Source organism: Sinomicrobium halophytocola (assembly GCF_052983395.1).
Genome location: NZ_JBRKIT010000016.1, coordinates 1 through 15,269 on the forward strand (window position 1 = coordinate 1; position 15,269 = coordinate 15,269).

The window sequence follows — 15,269 nt, forward strand, 5'->3', positions numbered from 1 at the left end:
TAATAAGCTGCGAAGTCGGAGACGTTCGCAGAGCTTGCAACACTTCGAAGAGCGGGTAAATATATCTGGGTAAGGCTACACGGTGTGCTGTCTTGTTCTATTTATTTTTAAGAATTTTCTTAGTTAATGTGGTATTGTCATCAGTTATAATTTTAATTATGTATAATCCAGCGGAGAGCTCACTTATGTTTATTTCGTTAAAATTATTATTAAGCTTCTCATTTTTAAGAAGAACACCATTTAAATTGTATATGTATACATCATTATAAACAGAATTATTTGATGTTACCTGTAATAGTGTATTATCTATATTAAGATCAATTAATGTATCTGAATTATTTTTTGATATATTTTGAGGGATATCCGCATAAAATTTAATTACTGTTATACTTTCAGGATGGCAATAAACATTTATTGAATATTCATCGTTTATTAAACCGGTATTATGGATATTAAAAGCATTGTTATAATCCGTGTCATTCTCATCGTTTATGAATTTATATGTTTCATAAAATTTCATGTTAGATGGTATTTTTATAAAACGAGATTGACCACTTCCATACTTATTTACTAGTGCAACATTAATTCCACCATTTTGTGTTAATATTGCAAAGGGTTGAACTTTAAATGCATCCTTAGTCTGCACATGATTTTCGTATGCATTGTTTGTAAAATGTTCGACATTTTCTGTTAATGCATCTTCTTGTGTTCGGCATTCAACAATTGAATTGTTTTCTTTTAATTCTAAAATATCATGTATAAACCTCCAAGCATGATAAGTTGGTTTTTTTTCATTTATTGGATTGTTTCCAAATCCGCTACTAAAAACCCCAGAATTTCCTATTACATTCCATTTTAAAAGAACATCAATACCTCCTTGGAAAGCATGTAGTTGTGCTAAAGTTTGGTGTATTGCTCCAAAATGATCTCTGTTTGCGGGAAACGTAAGTCCGCTAGAACCGAAAACATTATACGAATCTACCATTAACTCTTTAGCGAATCCATTATTTTGATCTAAGGTAGAACTCGCCAATTCTTCAAATTGTATAGTTCTATTCAAAACTTCAAATCGTTTTTCTTCTTTAAGAATACCGTTATTTCCATTTCGTATATAGTCATTTGTTTTACCCAAAAAAATATTCATTGCAATAAAATCAAGATTATCATAACTGTTATTGTCTTTGTCGAATATTCTTTTTGCTAAGACAGATGTTTGAAACTTATGACCAGCAAACCCTCCAATTTTTATATGCCTCAGTTTGTCATAACCTTTAACCACTTGTGCTGCGTTAATGTATACTTCGGCAGCTTTATCATAAGTAAGTGCAAATTCTTCTTCGTTAGTGCAATTTGTTATGTTTATATCATCATACACGCATGGTTCATCAAAAATTATCAATCTAATGTTTTTATCTTTATATCTATTTGCTATGTTATAAATTACTTTTCGCCAAGTGCTCATAGTGTGTAATCCATTCATATAGTTATAATTCCACCAACCATAATCGAATTGACCATTTTCGTCTTGCCTGTAAACAAAGTCACCATTATCTTTATTATCTATATAATATTGCTGAAATGGAAACCAGGCTCTGTCAGGCATTATCTGTATAGCAGCAGTGTAACCTTTACTATTTAATAATTCTACATCTCTATCTAAAACCTCAAAATTATATTCTACTTGATTTGTGTTTGAATTAATAGGAGCAATGTCCTTAAGATGAACTTTAATCTGTACTAAATCAACCCCAATATCTTTCAAATTTGAATTAACAAAATCATTTTCATATGGATTTACAAATCCTCCTTCACTACCTCTATAATATTCTATACCATGAAATTTATTTGTAGCTGTGTTTAGTATAACTTCTTTATCTACTACTATATGATCCTGTGCTATCAGTAATACTGTACAAAAAATATTAGTTAATGAAGTTAGTATAAGTTTTTTCATTTCCCCTTTAGCTTTGTTGGTATAAATTTCTTAGAGCCGGTGTTAAATAAACTTCCTGGCTAGTCATTTTGCCTTTTCAGCTAAATAAGCAAATCTTTTCAAAACAGTGTGCGGAATTCCGTAAAATGATAAAAAAAGATTAAAGCTGTTTTTACCGTTTTGGAAGAAGCTCAGCAATGAGCAGTACATAGTAGTATATTGATTACATAACATAGATTGCGAAATATACGGATTACCGTAAACAAGTATAAATCATTAACCGTATGTTTGTCCCTGGCAATACAAAATGCACATCAGTATAATTTTATATAACATCTTGTATGTTAATCGTATATTGTGATGAGTATACGTTTTGAAAAAACAGGAAATAGATTGTAGTATTGCGTATATTTATGAGTTGTAGCACGTTTTAATGAAAACACAGAAAATATTGAAACTACTTCTGAATTTAACGCTGATTTTGAGTTACGGAATTTCATTTGCCCAAATCGAAATTAATGGACAAATCAAATCATCAATAACTGACTCGAATCCAATTACCGACATTTATATCGAACAACTGAACAGCGAAAAATTGGTTGTGGAAAGAATGACGATGGCAGACAGTTCCGGTTATTTCAAACTTGAAAACCTCGAACCTAACAAACTATACGAAATTAAAATTTCAACATTTGGATACGAAGACCAAGTATTTGAAATCAAAACCAACGACGGAATAACAAAAACTACGCTGACTTTAGACGCAGAATGTGAATTCAGCAGAGAAAAAGCGGAATCGGATTGGAAAAACGGACAGGCGAAATTACTTTTAATTGGCTCAATTGCACCAATTGCAAATTCCTCTACCGACAACCGATTTGAAAAAAAATTCAGGATAAAATATTATGATTTTGGATGCGAGCCACCAATCCAGGAATGCGTAAAAATATATAACGAACGAATTTTTGAACTTATGGACGAAAAATATGGAAAAAAGTGGCGGAAAAAAGTTCGTTCTGACGTTGAACATTTAAAGTAAAAAACGCGCTACAAACAATACCTATAAGTTATGGCTCGGTCAATTTTGCTAAATTGCTTACAAAACTACGCCACAGTGTAGGCTGCGAATTCAGAGACATTCGCATAGCATATCACACTTCGGAGAGTGGGGTTAAATCAAACCCCGGTAGTAAACCTGCATTTCGGAAACTTACTGCACCCTTTAAACTTGCCAAATTTGCCTTTACGTACGATCAAGTCCCCTCCACAACGGGGACATTTATTTTTTTTGGTTAAGCGCTTCCTTTCTTTAACGCTTTGATTAATAGATTTTATGTGTTTACTGTGTTTATAACCGGATTTGATGTTTGCAGATTTTATAATTGTATGTATGGCTTCTTTTTCTGTTTTGGAAAGTACCACTTCGGTATGTTTTCTAATGACCTTTAAGAGGTCTACGGAATAAATGACTTCCGATCTTGTATTTACTTTGAGGTCGGCCTTTGTTGAAAAAACGACTATGGGTAAATATTTGATATACGGAAATTCCCTAAGCAAATGTTTTAAAGCCAAAACATGGCCGTAATTCTGGCGTACCGGGTTATATAGCTTTTCTTTTCGTTTATATATAACCTGGGTCCAATACTCTGCGTATTCTCCGCCCATAATCCAGCCTTTATAATTCTTTGTTTCAATAACAAATATCCCAAAGTCTGAAATAACGACATGATCAATCTGTGATATCCTCCCCCGCACGTTTAGCACCACATTATTTATAACCTTGTATCGGGAGCTGTCCAGCCTGGTCAATACTGTTGCTATGGTTTTCTCCCCGATCATTCCTTTAATTTGAGGACTGAACAATTTGTAAACGTATTGACATACGATAATCAGCAAAACAAGCCAAAGCCAGGGTTCCATGATGTATTCTTACGGTTGGTTAATTACTTCCTATCTCATACGGATAAATGCCTGTAATTTAATAAAATTTCATTTTGCATCCACTTGGCATCCACTTGGTCAGGAGTTTCCGGAACTCCTAAACCGGACATGCATAGTCTCTTAAAACCTTAGCGTGTAAAATATGCTTAGCATTTGTACGGTAATAAACAAAGCACAGCCTGTCCCCAAAAATATAAAAACAACAACAATGAGGGTTCCCGTAACACAGTGTGGCCGCATGCCCTTATGTTTGTTCCTGAACTTTAAAAAACAAAACCATGCCAAAGTATTATGTAAACAAAAACGCCCAACCCAACGGAGACCATGAAGTGCACAAAGAAGGATGTAAATGGATGCCCAAAACAGAAAACAGGATTTACCTGGGCAACCATAACGACTGCCATAGCGCCGTAAGAGAGGCGAGGAAGTATTATCGCCAAGTCAACGGGGGCTATTATTGCTCCAAGGCCTGTCATACCGGGTGATATAAGCTGTATTTTCCGGATTGCAAATTGTGCTATTAAGGTTATGCGAAGAGGAGGCAAACAGTACTATCTTGGCATAACCTTTTTCGTGTGTTACACCTGTGCTGATCCCGATAATTATCGGGATATCGGAGTAAATGCGTTATACAATGGGTCTTCGTTTCCGCCAGGCTCAAATGAGGACCAGTTGGGGGCGGGTAAATAATAGGAATATTTTCAGAGAAATTCTTCCATACTCAAATTATTTTTGATAACTCTATGGCAATCAAATAAAAACCTATCATTACAAAACCAATGCCTCCAGTTCTGATTTTAAAAGAAAGTCCTCCTGAACCATATTCTTTCCTAAATTTTTCATACCCTATTATCAAAGCTGTTCCTAATAGTATAGAAATAATACCCAAAACCATTTTGGTGATATTCATAGAAATTTCTCTTATTATTTATTCATCTCTTTTTCCACTTGTGGAACAACTACATTCTCATAAAATATAAAGTGTGCATCTATGGCTTGTTCAGCAAACTGACCTGCTGTGGTTCTAATATGATCCTGGATGCCCTTAACCTATTGGCCTGTGGAACTGCAAAGTCAGAGACATTCAGAGCCAGCAACACTTCGTAGAGCATGAGCTTTAAGCCCGGATCTCGCCAACATTATCAATAAAACACATTTATCAAAAAATAAATTTCGATGTCAGTGACAAAAAACTTCTCACTATCTCTCCCTTTTTCTTCCTTCAACCTGTTTAAACAATTCGTAGTATGATGTTGCATTATATAAACGTCCCAATGAATAATTAAAATTATCTTGCCCGGATCGCCTAAAAATATCTACCGTTATTCCTTCTTCTTTATGTTCCTTAAAAAGAAGCCATATATCATCCTCTTTTGTTTTCAAAATAACATCAAATAAATTTTTGGCTCCATGAAGTCTTTTACCTTTTATCAAATCAGTTGAGTCAATCCTTGATAAGCTTGTCTCTACATCCTTTATTAAAATTTCATCTGTCGTTTTAATTTCTGTTTTCCCATCTCTATTGATTATTATACCCTTAATATGAATGTTTTTTAGAATATCATTCTCCATGCCATCCTTTTGTTTAAGATTTATAAAATCACATGACATAAATATTAAGCACATAAAGGATGAAGTCAAAAAAGTTTTTAATTTACTATCCATATAATTCTTAATGTTTATTTAAATTTCTCCAGCCTCAACTGCCCCACTTTCACAACCTCCATACTCATTCTCCCTGATTTGCCATTTTCTTTAAAGACTGTAATGACTTTCAATCTTAAACATATCCTGTCGTGGTTTGGCCTTGAATAAACGACTCAACATTACCTACAAAACTTTTTGCTACTTCCATAGTAAGAGCAATTCGGTCAACACTGCGTTCATGTTAGGCCCTATCGGTCACATGAACGCTTAGTTATTGTAAACAAATTTTATTCAGTTTTTTTCATTAGAAAGGTCAATCCACTTTCATCTATATGAAATAATAGATTTTCATTATCCTTATTGATTAAAATTCCCATCGCAGTATATCCATCTTCCTGATTTCCGATTTTTATTAGCTGCTTGTCTTTTACAAATTTCCATTTAGTTTCGTTCAGAACTTCAGTCATCATCATTTTAAATAGTTCAGAACTATTAGTTGTGGTTAGTTTAAAATCCCGGTTCTCTTTGAAAATAAAAGTTGACTTTTCAAATCCATCTATTAAAGGTTTAAATTCCGGATCGGAAGTTTTTTCAAGGATTTTAGCAACTTTCCATTTGCCAGTCAGTTCAGATTCATTAGTAATTTGTCCGAACGAGCTCATGCTAATTATTAGCGTGAATACTAAAATTATTGATTTATTCATCGATTCGATTTAATTGTTTACAACAAAGAATACCCCAATATATACGATATCCTACTTCAGCTGATTATTATATAAATAATTATTATTTAATTTTTATATCTGGCAACATCATCTAAAACCCTCTTTATATTGCGCAGCGCTTTCAGCGTACACTTTGCAGAGCGGTTTTTTTACATCATCTCAATCAGTTTGTCAGTTAGTTCGTTTATTTGATCTTCATTTTCTGCAACCTTTTGAATTATTGCCAAATACCTTTGTTCCATCTTTTCATTCTCAAAAATCAGTTCATCATTTTGGTATTCCCATTTCCCATCATATTCTTTTAACAACGCCAAGAGGTCAATCAAATTCTGGCTGTATGAAATGTGGGTATCCATAAGCGGAATAAAGACTGGCCTTTGAATAGAATCTTTTGTATTAATCCCTTTAACTACCCCTTTTAGTGTTTGGTTGTCTTTAGGGATATTTTTAAAAAGTTCGGTTACCAAAGATTTTCGATTATTAAAAAAATGTTTATACAATTCGGACTGATTTCGATAATGTTCTATTACCGCAATTTGGTAGCGGTGTTCTTCTGGTGTATTTAAAACAGCATAGTCCAGGATTCTTGGGTTCATCACAGAGTCATAAGATTTTTCCCAATTGATCATCTTCTCCTTGTTCAGAGTTACAAACTTTTGAAGTTTCCTGTAAACTTCCTGTTCATTGCCAGAGCTGTTTTGAATTAATTTTGAAAGACTTTCATCAACATTAGAAGAGAATTCCTCATAAGCACTAATCGCGTCTTCTTCGTTACTGATTTTCTCTTTGAAGTCCGATAGCGACTTGGTAATGTTATTCATACTTTCCGTCTTTTCTTTACGGATGGCCCCTATTTCTTTAATCATTCCAAAACACATAAGTACTAGCACAATATTGAAGGTATAAGTTCCGGCATATGCTTTCCGCCTTCGAATTAACCAAACTAAAAAAGCGAAAATCAAAGGAATTAACCCCACCGTTACTATGGAACCGAGAAGATACCCGAGACTGTATATATTTATTCCATCTTTTCTTAAAAAGGTTAATGCAGAAATCCCGATGACTATTCCAGCAAAAATCCAATTGACTTTGGATAGCTTAAACCGGCTTTTATTTTCCTCCATATTTTTATCTCAAATTGTGTAACATATAAATATAGACAATTCCTGTTTTGTGATTATCAAAAGGCGTGGATACATCGAAGTCATTATATTTACAATCTGTTATATGGCTTTTAAGTTCTTCTTCCAAATTAATGAAATTCCCCTAAACTATCCATGCGGATTTCCGTAAAAACAAAAAATGCCCACCAAAAGCAGACATTAGCAACTGTACATAGTAACCCAAATAGGTTTTGTATAAATAGGGCATAGGCTGCGAAATCAGAGATATTCGTAGAGCATATGACACTTCGGAGAACAGGGATTACTTTTTAAACATTGCTCGCCTCCTACAAAACGGAATGCCTATTATAAAAAAGCAATTTTTCCGGCTATGATCTGATAGAAAATAAGGATTAACAGAATAAGTATAAAACCCATCGCACCAGCTTTAACATCCTTTCTTTTTTGAATATTTTTATTTTTATCGCGTATATTCTCCATATTTTTCCAATTCAGCCTAAACACAAATACAAACCTTAGCCAAAATCCTAAAAATGGTAATAAAAACATAATTATTATTTTTATCTACTGCTCGTTTTTAACGAATGTCATTTTACCCGGCATCCCGATATCGGGATATCGAAGTGAACACATGATACAATGTGCCCTCGTTTCCGCTGGGCTCAAGCGAGGACCGGCTGGGGGCATCCGTTAATTTCATTCCTATGTTTAGTTTGGCATTACAATTTTTTGACTACTGTTCCAACAATATCCGATTCATTTATAAGTCCAATGTACCTTGAATCCTCTGAATTGTGTCTGTTATCCCCGATTACGAAACATTTCCCTTGTGGGACTTTTAAAGGTCCGAAGTTATCCATATTCCAATTTTGATTGTAAATTTCTTTTATTGTTTTATCCGATTGATTTTTCGGTTCTACTTTAATTTGATTTGATAATCCGTTTTGTTCAGCGATTTTGTCCAATAAAATCAACATCATTTTGTCATCTTTTCGATAAGCCTGAACATCCTTTGTTATTACTTCCTTTTTTAAAAGTTCCTGAAATTTCTCAAAATCTATTGAGTAGGAATGTTGTAACTCAATATTTTCATCAAAGTCTTGTTCATTCAAGTACAGAATTCCGTCCTTGATTTCTATGATATCATTAGCTTTGCCCAGAAGGCGATGAATTCTTATGTGTTTTCCCAGCATTTCATTTTTGTACCCATAACATACAAAATCACCATTTTTATAATCCACCAAATTGGAGACCAGGATTTTCGAGTTTAGTTTAATTCCTGGTTCATTCGCTGTTGTTGGAATATTGTACATTTTCAGCATATCAGTTTGCCCAAGAATAGTATAAATTCCGAATAGTATTGCGAGAATTATTAATGTTATTTTCAGCGGTTTCTTCATAATAGTGTTGCATGGTTTTTAGTATACGTTTTATTTTATATATCATTTATTTGTAAAGAGCTCTTTGTATTACACAGGATTTTTAGAGCGGGGGGTGAATCAAAAAATCTTCAATAACCATTTCAAACCCGAAAGCTCCATATAACCCCGACACTTCCAACTCAAATGTGGTGTTTGACGCATCGGCCCGGTGTTCTTTTAAATAAGCCTTGTTGAGCCCAGTTAAAAATTCATTCGTATAACTGATCTCAAACGGATGGTAAACTCCTTTACCTTTGGGAATAACAGTATTTTCTCCTTTACCGAATATAATAACAGACCTGTCCGTTTTAATAATATCACACTGGTTAAACCCTATTTCGCTTAGTGTCGGGATGTTTCCAAAGACGTATTTCTTTAACCGGGTCAGGGAAGCATCCGTTTTAAAAACAACGGTTTTGTTTTCAATCAATACAGGATTAAATTTTTGCAGGAGTCTCATCCATTTCTCTTTTTTCAGATGCCATGAATATAACTGGAACAATGCCAATAGGGTAAAGGCCAGAATAAAAAGGGAGTATAGTGCCAGAAACACTATAAATCCCAGCTTATTAGAGCCTAAAACTTCCGTAAACAAAAGCGGTACAATAATTATAGCGGCTATGGAAAACAGGATAAAGTGAACCAGAACCACATTGGGTGGAAATTGTTTACGCAGCAGCCCTGAGAAGGTATTTGTTTTCAATATTCCGATATTTTCAGGATTATTTTATGTCAAGAGCGACAGGTTTTATTGCTAAGCAATTCCCGTTCCGGAGTTACGTTCCGATACGATAATGAATTCGTCCGAGTCATTTTTCCGTTCCAATTCAGTTTCCACCGGGAAATGAAGATATGGAATTATAGCTGTATCATAATTCGCAATGGTGTTAACTTCATAAATTCCGGTGTTATTAAAGCCATCTACATATTCCTGGCTTTCAGTTCCTGAAAAAAATCTCCATCCACTATCATTTTCAAAGTCCGGTTCCTCCCGGTACATATATCCTACTCTAAGACCATCAACAGTGATTTTATCGGTTGCAAAACATCCTCCTAGTTTTGGAATCAATTTTTTTATTTGTTCTGCTTTCAGCTTATAATTTTTTGTCATTATTCTGGTTTGCAATTGGTGTATCCGGCTACAAGGCGGCTTCCCTGCTCAAAGTAATTTGGAAGGACAATACTATCTCCTCCTTTTCCAGGCCTTTAAACCTATAACATCTTTCCGTATTTCTCTCATCCATTTTTTACCAAACGTATCGGTCAGAAAGTCAAAAACGGTTTCGTTATAGGCAGTCAAAATTTTATCCTCCGGGCCGGTACAGCCGTATTCATAAAAAAGCACGCCGTATTTTTTTTCAAATTGAGGGTCGGTTTCTACGATTACCGGGGCAATGCCTCCCATAAGCAACAGGAAGGGAGTTCCGTTTTTTATATCGGATTCCGCCAGTTGCCTGGCTTTGTTTTCATCCGATACAAATGTCAACGACGATGGCCCGGCATTATGGCGTTGCTCCGCAGCTTGTTCTTCCGGCTTTTCTAATACGGTTGGGCTGTTGGCTCCGGGCGTTTGCCCAAAAGTAGCCAAAGCTAAAAAGTACAGGAATACAGGAACGCTATTTTTCATTTTAACATATTGCTTGGTACCCAAATATACACAATCCATAACAGATTCCTGTTTGGCCCTCTCATGGCTGCCATAACGGTTTTATAACAATGGAAATTTCATGTCAAAAATAATAACGATGTGGATTCCCGTAAAGAAGTGTAACAGAATAATTTTATGTTTGATCGTAAACTTTAAAAAACAAAACCATGCCAAAGTATTATGTAAACAAAAATGCCCAGTCCAATGGGGACCATGAAGTACACAAAGAGGGTTGTAATTGGTTACCTTTCGAAGAAAACAGGATTTATCTAGGCTACCATAGCGATTGTAAAAGTGCTGTAAAAGAGGCAGAGAAACATTACACTCGGGTAAACGGATGCTATTATTGCTCAGAAGCATGTCATACCGGGTGATATAGCCTGTATTTTTCCCGGATTGCCAATATGCTATTAAGGTTATGCGAAGAGGAGGCAAACAGTACTGCCTTAGCATAACCTTTTCGTGCGTTATAAACGCATTCTACGATGGGCCCTCGTTTCCGCAGTGCTCAAACGAGGACGAGTTGGGGTATTTTAGGAATATGAACTTCATTTGGTTTCGTGTTCTGCATTTTTCTTTATGTGCTCTAAAACCCGGTTGTGAATTTTATGTACGATGTAATTGCTCCATAATCGCCAATAAAATTCAGGCCTGATGTTATGATAATACCAGGTAGTTCCTTCCAGAAGTGTATTTCCGTTTGGTAACTCGGTCAGCTTAAACTGTCCTTGCCTGGAGACAAAATAATCGTGTAAATGAGGTGCATCAACGTTCCAAAAACTTAATTCTTCCATGGGTTCGGGTTGTTCCAACACGTCGAACTTTAATAATTCCGGTTGGTCCCAAACGGTTATTGGTTCTATAAAACTTCCTGTTGTAAAATTGCAATGTCTTATCGCCCCGATCCCTGTTCCGTCAATTTTTGCATTTACCGGATATGCGATTCCTGTTTTAAATATAAATTCGGTTGGATCATCTAATTGCGGAAACTCAATGACATTACTCCAAACCGTTTGTATGTCGGCTTGAATTTCTATGGATGAAACGACTTCCGATACATCAGGTTTAGTATCTTTTTCCACAAAGTTTGTTATAGGAATAAGTCCTGTTAAGATCATTAATGTCGTCGGAGCTTTGTTTGGAATCTTCTTCAAAAGGGCGTAACCGATGGAACTTCCGGCCCAAGTGAGAAGAAGTCCGAGAGGTAAGAGCATTACAATACATATAAGGCCTTCAATGGCAAAGACCACAAGTCCGAGCAGGTAAACCCCGAGGGTTAAAAATCCGATTTGGTACGATTGGATGTACGTTAGCTTGTGTTTTAGCCCATATAAAACAGACGATCCGAAACCGATAAAAACGGGTATTAAAATGAATAGTGCAAATCCATATTGTTGGAAACCGTATATTCCCCAAACAGTAAAAAGCCCGGAAATCAGGCTGGTTATACCAATTGCGACCCATTTTCTTTTATTGTCGTTTGCCGGTAGTATTTTGTTTAATAGTCGTCTCATTGTTTCGTTTGGTCAAATACCGGATACATCCCGTTAGTTACTACGGGGTTAAGGTACTGATTTTTCGGTTTCGCACGGACGTGAGTAATTCTTCCGTTGTACTCAAATGAGAGCCGGCCGGCCCCTCATAGTGGGGCTTGATGCCTTGGCCTGTTATGGATGTGCAGTGGGCTGCGAAGTCAGATACATTCGCACAGCATATCACACTTCGGAGAGCCGGGGGGTTATTCATTTTCTTCTTTAAGTCCCACAATATCTTTTCGAATCTTTTTCCTCCATTTTTTTCCGTACTTTTTGTCCAGGTATTCGAAAACGGTTCGGTTATATTCATAAAGACTTTCCCAAGCCACACCTTCGCATCCGTATTCAATAAAATTTACTTTATATTTTTTCGCAAACCTTGTGTCCGATTTATAAAATACAGGTGCGATTCCACTTGATTCCAATATGTTTACTTCTCCGTTTTTTATGTCTTTAAGTGCTTTTTCCCGGCTCAGGCCAAATCTTGGTTTCATAACAAATTCAAACACATATTCCTTTGGTTTGTCAACTCGTATTATTGTATCAAGATTTTCATATCCCAAAGCTGTTAATTCAATAGTTTCCAAACTATCTATGTCTCGAATAGCGTATTTGTAATTAAAATTTCCGTTTTTGTCAGTTGCTGAAAATTGGTATCTTGATTTGTAACTTACATAAACATTCTCAAGAGGTTTTTCGTTTACTTCCGATAATACAATTCCTTTGATCAGAACTTCATTTGCCTTTTCATTTTGTGAAACCCCGATGATTGAATTCAGAAATAATATGGTCAGGATAAGTTTTTTCATATGTTGTACAATACATAAATATACACAATTTCTCCTTCAGAAGGGATTAAAGATCATCCATAGCCTATACTCTTATTATTTTACCATTAATCTTATCAAAATACGAGAACCGTACAAAACAGCTAAGCACGCCATCGTGATCTATAGATAACCAAATGCTTCCTTTTTCCGTTTCATAAGTGGTGTTGTATTTGCAATGGTTAAATTTAAGCTGGTATAACGTCCTTAAACCTGTTTGCTCCCCTCAAAGAAATAAAAAAGTTGCGCCCATGCAATGTGGATTACCGTAAACAGGTATAAATCATTAACCGTATGTTTATCCCTGGCAATACAAAACGCGTATCAGTATAATTTTATATAACATCTTGTATGTTAATCGTATATTGTAAGAGTGTACGTTTTGAAAAAACAAGAAATAGGTTGTAGTATTGTGTATATTTATGAGTTGGAAACAATATTAGACATACCAAAACAATAGCTTAAATTTAAGATTTAAAGCAAACCAATTATAATTGATGAAAAAACTAATTTTTGGAATAACAATACTATCGATTTTTATTTCTTGCAACAAAAAATCGGACAAAAACGTTGATGAAATTAATCAGAAATCGAATTTCGTTGATGAACCAAATGAATTTATCGGAAAACACAAAGCGAAAGCGATGGTTTTAGGTGTTTTTCATTTCAGTAATCCAAATTTGGATAGCTACAAAAGAAAATTTGATTTTGATATCTTAGAAGATAAAAGACAAAAGGAATTGGATGTACTTTTAGACAAGATGGTAAAATACAAACCAACTAAAATACTTGTGGAATCCAGCAGAGTTGAAGCGGACAGTATCCTTACTGACCGATATCAAAAATATGTTAATGGGAATTTCACTATTGATGATAAGAGTGATGAAGTTTACCAAATTGCTTTCAAACTCGCTAAGAAACTTGGACATACAAAGGTTTACGCTTCTGATGCTTCTGCCGATTGGTTTGGAGTTGAATTGGATTGGGATAACTACAACGAAGATGCTTACCTAAAAGAACTCGGACAGTTTGAAAAGGCAAAACGTTACGATTATGAATCTTTTTATAAATTTTACGACTCTTTAAAAACAACTCAAACTTTAACTCAACATTTAGTTTCGGTCAACAATCTTGAAAATAGATTAAAAGATCACCAAGCTTATCTAACCGAAACGATTATAATTGGAGCAGGCGATAATTATTTAGGAGCAGATTCTGTTGGAAAATGGTACCGCAGAAATTTGAGAATTTTTGCTAACGCTTACGATATGACAGATTTTGATAGGGAAGAAAGATTGTTGCTACTTTATGGTTCGGGACACGTTTGGCAATTGAGACAATTATTTAATGATTCGCCTGATTTTGAATACGTAGAAGCGAATAAATATTTAGCGGAATAAATACTATTGCCAACAGCGGCTATAAAAAATAGCTTCTAAAGGCTTAACCTAAAGTTTTTGTGTTTTTAAAACCAATAGGGCTATTCGGATAGGTTTGCGTGTACTTGCACGCTACTTTTCATAGCCACAACCCGTTTCAAGCAACCGTAAACAGAGAGCGTTAAATCAATAACCATATTGAAATGAAACTTTCAACGAAAGCAGAAAAAATACGAACTCAAATCACCGGCAAGAGTACCAAACTCGGAGACTTACGAACCCTTGCCAAGGGCATAAAAAAAGACCACGAATTGGCAATAGAACTTTGGTCATCCAAACATTTTTTTGCCAGACAATTGGCAATCCTGATTATGGACAAGAAACTTCTAACCGAAGCAGTGATAGACAAATTAGTCGCTGACATGAACCAACACCACAAAAATGAGAAACTTCAACTCATGGACTGGTTAATGGCAAACCAACTTACCAAAGACAAAAAGACCATTGAAATGATTGCATCCTGGAAAGAAAGCCCAACCTCACTTAAAAGACGAGTTTATTGGTATTATCAGGGACGTTTGCGTTGGACAGGTAAAACACCACCAAATAGTGAAGAGTTACTAACGGTTATCGAAAAACAAATAGAAAGAGAAGAAGCTGAAGTCCAATGGGCAATGAACTTTACAGCAGGCTGGATTGGAGTTTATGAAAAAAAGTACCGGAATCGTTGTATTACACTGGGTGAAAAAACGGGTCTGTACAAAGGTAAAATGGTTTCAAAAGGGTGTACACCGGAGTATTTGCCAGCGTTTATTTCCATGGAAAGTAACAAAAGAAATTTATAAATAGTTTGAGTACAAAACGCTTGATAAGAACGGCAGCTTGTACCATTGGCCATAATTCAGCTTTTCCGGGCGAACAAACTTGAAAAAACGATCTTTAAAACGGCTGGATTTCGCAGTTGGAAAATCTTGGTGGGCCTGTCATTAACGTGTAATAAGCTGCGAAGTCGGAGACGTTCGCAGAGCTTGCAACACTTCGAAGAGCGGGTAAATATATCTGGGTAAGGCTACACGGTGTGCTGTCTTG

Annotated in this window: 18 protein-coding genes; 5 read left to right on the plus strand and 13 right to left on the minus strand. The window is 35.3% G+C overall.

Features of this window, described 5'->3' with window-relative positions; all coding sequences use genetic code 11:
• Window positions 1-97: 97 nt before the first annotated feature.
• Window positions 98-1,954, minus strand: a complete 1,857-nt coding sequence (locus ACVBDY_RS05775) for a T9SS type A sorting domain-containing protein (RefSeq protein ID WP_447174516.1) — start codon at window positions 1,952-1,954, stop codon at window positions 98-100.
• A 430-nt stretch (window positions 1,955-2,384) separates the two neighbouring features.
• On the opposite strand from ACVBDY_RS05775, the gene ACVBDY_RS05780 reads away from it, so the two are divergent.
• Entirely contained in the window at window positions 2,385-2,972 is a 588-nt protein-coding gene (locus tag ACVBDY_RS05780) for an FEKKY domain-containing protein (protein WP_447174517.1), read from the plus strand.
• A 137-nt stretch (window positions 2,973-3,109) separates the two neighbouring features.
• On the opposite strand, the gene ACVBDY_RS05785 is transcribed toward ACVBDY_RS05780, so the two are convergent.
• Entirely contained in the window at window positions 3,110-3,772 is a 663-nt protein-coding gene (locus ACVBDY_RS05785) for an NERD domain-containing protein (protein ID WP_447174518.1), read from the minus strand.
• Between the two features lie 380 nt (window positions 3,773-4,152).
• Here ACVBDY_RS05785 and ACVBDY_RS05790 point away from each other — a divergent pair, with 380 nt between their 5' ends.
• A complete protein-coding gene (locus tag ACVBDY_RS05790; protein ID WP_447174519.1) occupies window positions 4,153-4,359 on the plus strand; it encodes a hypothetical protein in 207 nt (68 codons plus the stop codon).
• Between the two features lie 236 nt (window positions 4,360-4,595).
• On the opposite strand, the gene ACVBDY_RS05795 is transcribed toward ACVBDY_RS05790, so the two are convergent.
• From ACVBDY_RS05795 to ACVBDY_RS05835, 9 genes are all read right to left on the minus strand, one after another.
• Window positions 4,596-4,784: a hypothetical protein gene (locus ACVBDY_RS05795; protein WP_447174520.1), complete on the minus strand. Its 189-nt coding sequence runs from the start codon at window positions 4,782-4,784 to the stop codon at window positions 4,596-4,598.
• A 290-nt stretch (window positions 4,785-5,074) separates the two neighbouring features.
• Entirely contained in the window at window positions 5,075-5,539 is a 465-nt protein-coding gene (locus ACVBDY_RS05800; RefSeq protein WP_447174521.1) for a hypothetical protein, read from the minus strand.
• Window positions 5,540-5,808: 269 nt separating this feature from the next.
• On the minus strand, window positions 5,809-6,225 hold the full coding sequence (locus ACVBDY_RS05805; protein WP_447174522.1) for a hypothetical protein: 417 nt from the start codon (window positions 6,223-6,225) through the stop codon (window positions 5,809-5,811).
• A 170-nt stretch (window positions 6,226-6,395) separates the two neighbouring features.
• Entirely contained in the window at window positions 6,396-7,370 is a 975-nt protein-coding gene (locus tag ACVBDY_RS05810) for a hypothetical protein (protein WP_447174523.1), read from the minus strand.
• Window positions 7,371-7,715: 345 nt separating this feature from the next.
• Complete coding sequence (locus ACVBDY_RS05815) at window positions 7,716-7,919, minus strand: hypothetical protein (RefSeq protein WP_447174524.1); 204 nt, start codon at window positions 7,917-7,919, stop codon at window positions 7,716-7,718.
• A 170-nt stretch (window positions 7,920-8,089) separates the two neighbouring features.
• A complete protein-coding gene (gene lepB, locus ACVBDY_RS05820; RefSeq protein ID WP_447174525.1) occupies window positions 8,090-8,770 on the minus strand; it encodes a signal peptidase I in 681 nt (226 codons plus the stop codon).
• 82 nt (window positions 8,771-8,852) lie between these two features.
• The gene (locus tag ACVBDY_RS05825) at window positions 8,853-9,494 is read right to left on the minus strand and encodes a hypothetical protein (protein ID WP_447174526.1); all 642 of its coding nucleotides are present in this window, start codon (window positions 9,492-9,494) and stop codon (window positions 8,853-8,855) included.
• A 51-nt stretch (window positions 9,495-9,545) separates the two neighbouring features.
• Complete coding sequence (locus ACVBDY_RS05830; RefSeq protein WP_447174527.1) at window positions 9,546-9,902, minus strand: DUF2185 domain-containing protein; 357 nt, start codon at window positions 9,900-9,902, stop codon at window positions 9,546-9,548.
• Window positions 9,903-9,974: 72 nt separating this feature from the next.
• The gene (locus ACVBDY_RS05835; protein ID WP_447174528.1) at window positions 9,975-10,457 is read right to left on the minus strand and encodes an FEKKY domain-containing protein; all 483 of its coding nucleotides are present in this window, start codon (window positions 10,455-10,457) and stop codon (window positions 9,975-9,977) included.
• 149 nt (window positions 10,458-10,606) lie between these two features.
• Here ACVBDY_RS05835 and ACVBDY_RS05840 point away from each other — a divergent pair, with 149 nt between their 5' ends.
• Window positions 10,607-10,813: a hypothetical protein gene (locus ACVBDY_RS05840; protein ID WP_072319365.1), complete on the plus strand. Its 207-nt coding sequence runs from the start codon at window positions 10,607-10,609 to the stop codon at window positions 10,811-10,813.
• Between the two features lie 174 nt (window positions 10,814-10,987).
• Here the strand turns inward: ACVBDY_RS05840 and ACVBDY_RS05845 are convergent, their stop codons facing one another.
• A complete protein-coding gene (locus ACVBDY_RS05845; protein WP_447174529.1) occupies window positions 10,988-11,953 on the minus strand; it encodes an SRPBCC family protein in 966 nt (321 codons plus the stop codon).
• 224 nt (window positions 11,954-12,177) lie between these two features.
• Complete coding sequence (locus tag ACVBDY_RS05850) at window positions 12,178-12,783, minus strand: FEKKY domain-containing protein (protein ID WP_447174530.1); 606 nt, start codon at window positions 12,781-12,783, stop codon at window positions 12,178-12,180.
• A 515-nt stretch (window positions 12,784-13,298) separates the two neighbouring features.
• Here ACVBDY_RS05850 and ACVBDY_RS05855 point away from each other — a divergent pair.
• Complete coding sequence (locus ACVBDY_RS05855; protein WP_447174531.1) at window positions 13,299-14,201, plus strand: DUF5694 domain-containing protein; 903 nt, start codon at window positions 13,299-13,301, stop codon at window positions 14,199-14,201.
• A gap of 182 nt (window positions 14,202-14,383) precedes the next feature.
• Complete coding sequence (locus ACVBDY_RS05860; RefSeq protein WP_447174532.1) at window positions 14,384-15,025, plus strand: DNA alkylation repair protein; 642 nt, start codon at window positions 14,384-14,386, stop codon at window positions 15,023-15,025.
• The last annotated feature ends 244 nt before the right edge of the window (window positions 15,026-15,269 follow it).

Excerpts from the sequence above, each read along its gene's own strand:
- ACVBDY_RS05850 (WP_447174530.1), bottom strand. The coding sequence starts at position 12,783 with ATGAAAAAACTTATCCTGACCATATTATTTCTGAATTCAATCATCGGG.
- ACVBDY_RS05860 (WP_447174532.1), top strand. The coding sequence starts at position 14,384 with ATGAAACTTTCAACGAAAGCAGAAAAAATACGAACTCAAATCACCGGC.
- ACVBDY_RS05815 (WP_447174524.1), bottom strand. The coding sequence starts at position 7,919 with ATGTTTTTATTACCATTTTTAGGATTTTGGCTAAGGTTTGTATTTGTG.
- ACVBDY_RS05830 (WP_447174527.1), bottom strand. The coding sequence starts at position 9,902 with ATGACAAAAAATTATAAGCTGAAAGCAGAACAAATAAAAAAATTGATT.
- ACVBDY_RS05800 (WP_447174521.1), bottom strand. The coding sequence starts at position 5,539 with ATGGATAGTAAATTAAAAACTTTTTTGACTTCATCCTTTATGTGCTTA.
- ACVBDY_RS05785 (WP_447174518.1), bottom strand. The coding sequence starts at position 3,772 with ATGATCGGGGAGAAAACCATAGCAACAGTATTGACCAGGCTGGACAGC.
- lepB (WP_447174525.1), bottom strand. The coding sequence starts at position 8,770 with ATGAAGAAACCGCTGAAAATAACATTAATAATTCTCGCAATACTATTC.
- ACVBDY_RS05805 (WP_447174522.1), bottom strand. The coding sequence starts at position 6,225 with ATGAATAAATCAATAATTTTAGTATTCACGCTAATAATTAGCATGAGC.
- ACVBDY_RS05835 (WP_447174528.1), bottom strand. The coding sequence starts at position 10,457 with ATGGATTGTGTATATTTGGGTACCAAGCAATATGTTAAAATGAAAAAT.
- ACVBDY_RS05790 (WP_447174519.1), top strand. The coding sequence starts at position 4,153 with ATGCCAAAGTATTATGTAAACAAAAACGCCCAACCCAACGGAGACCAT.
- ACVBDY_RS05845 (WP_447174529.1), bottom strand. The coding sequence starts at position 11,953 with ATGAGACGACTATTAAACAAAATACTACCGGCAAACGACAATAAAAGA.
- ACVBDY_RS05855 (WP_447174531.1), top strand. The coding sequence starts at position 13,299 with ATGAAAAAACTAATTTTTGGAATAACAATACTATCGATTTTTATTTCT.
- ACVBDY_RS05795 (WP_447174520.1), bottom strand. The coding sequence starts at position 4,784 with ATGAATATCACCAAAATGGTTTTGGGTATTATTTCTATACTATTAGGA.
- ACVBDY_RS05840 (WP_072319365.1), top strand. The coding sequence starts at position 10,607 with ATGCCAAAGTATTATGTAAACAAAAATGCCCAGTCCAATGGGGACCAT.
- ACVBDY_RS05810 (WP_447174523.1), bottom strand. The coding sequence starts at position 7,370 with ATGGAGGAAAATAAAAGCCGGTTTAAGCTATCCAAAGTCAATTGGATT.
- ACVBDY_RS05775 (WP_447174516.1), bottom strand. The coding sequence starts at position 1,954 with ATGAAAAAACTTATACTAACTTCATTAACTAATATTTTTTGTACAGTA.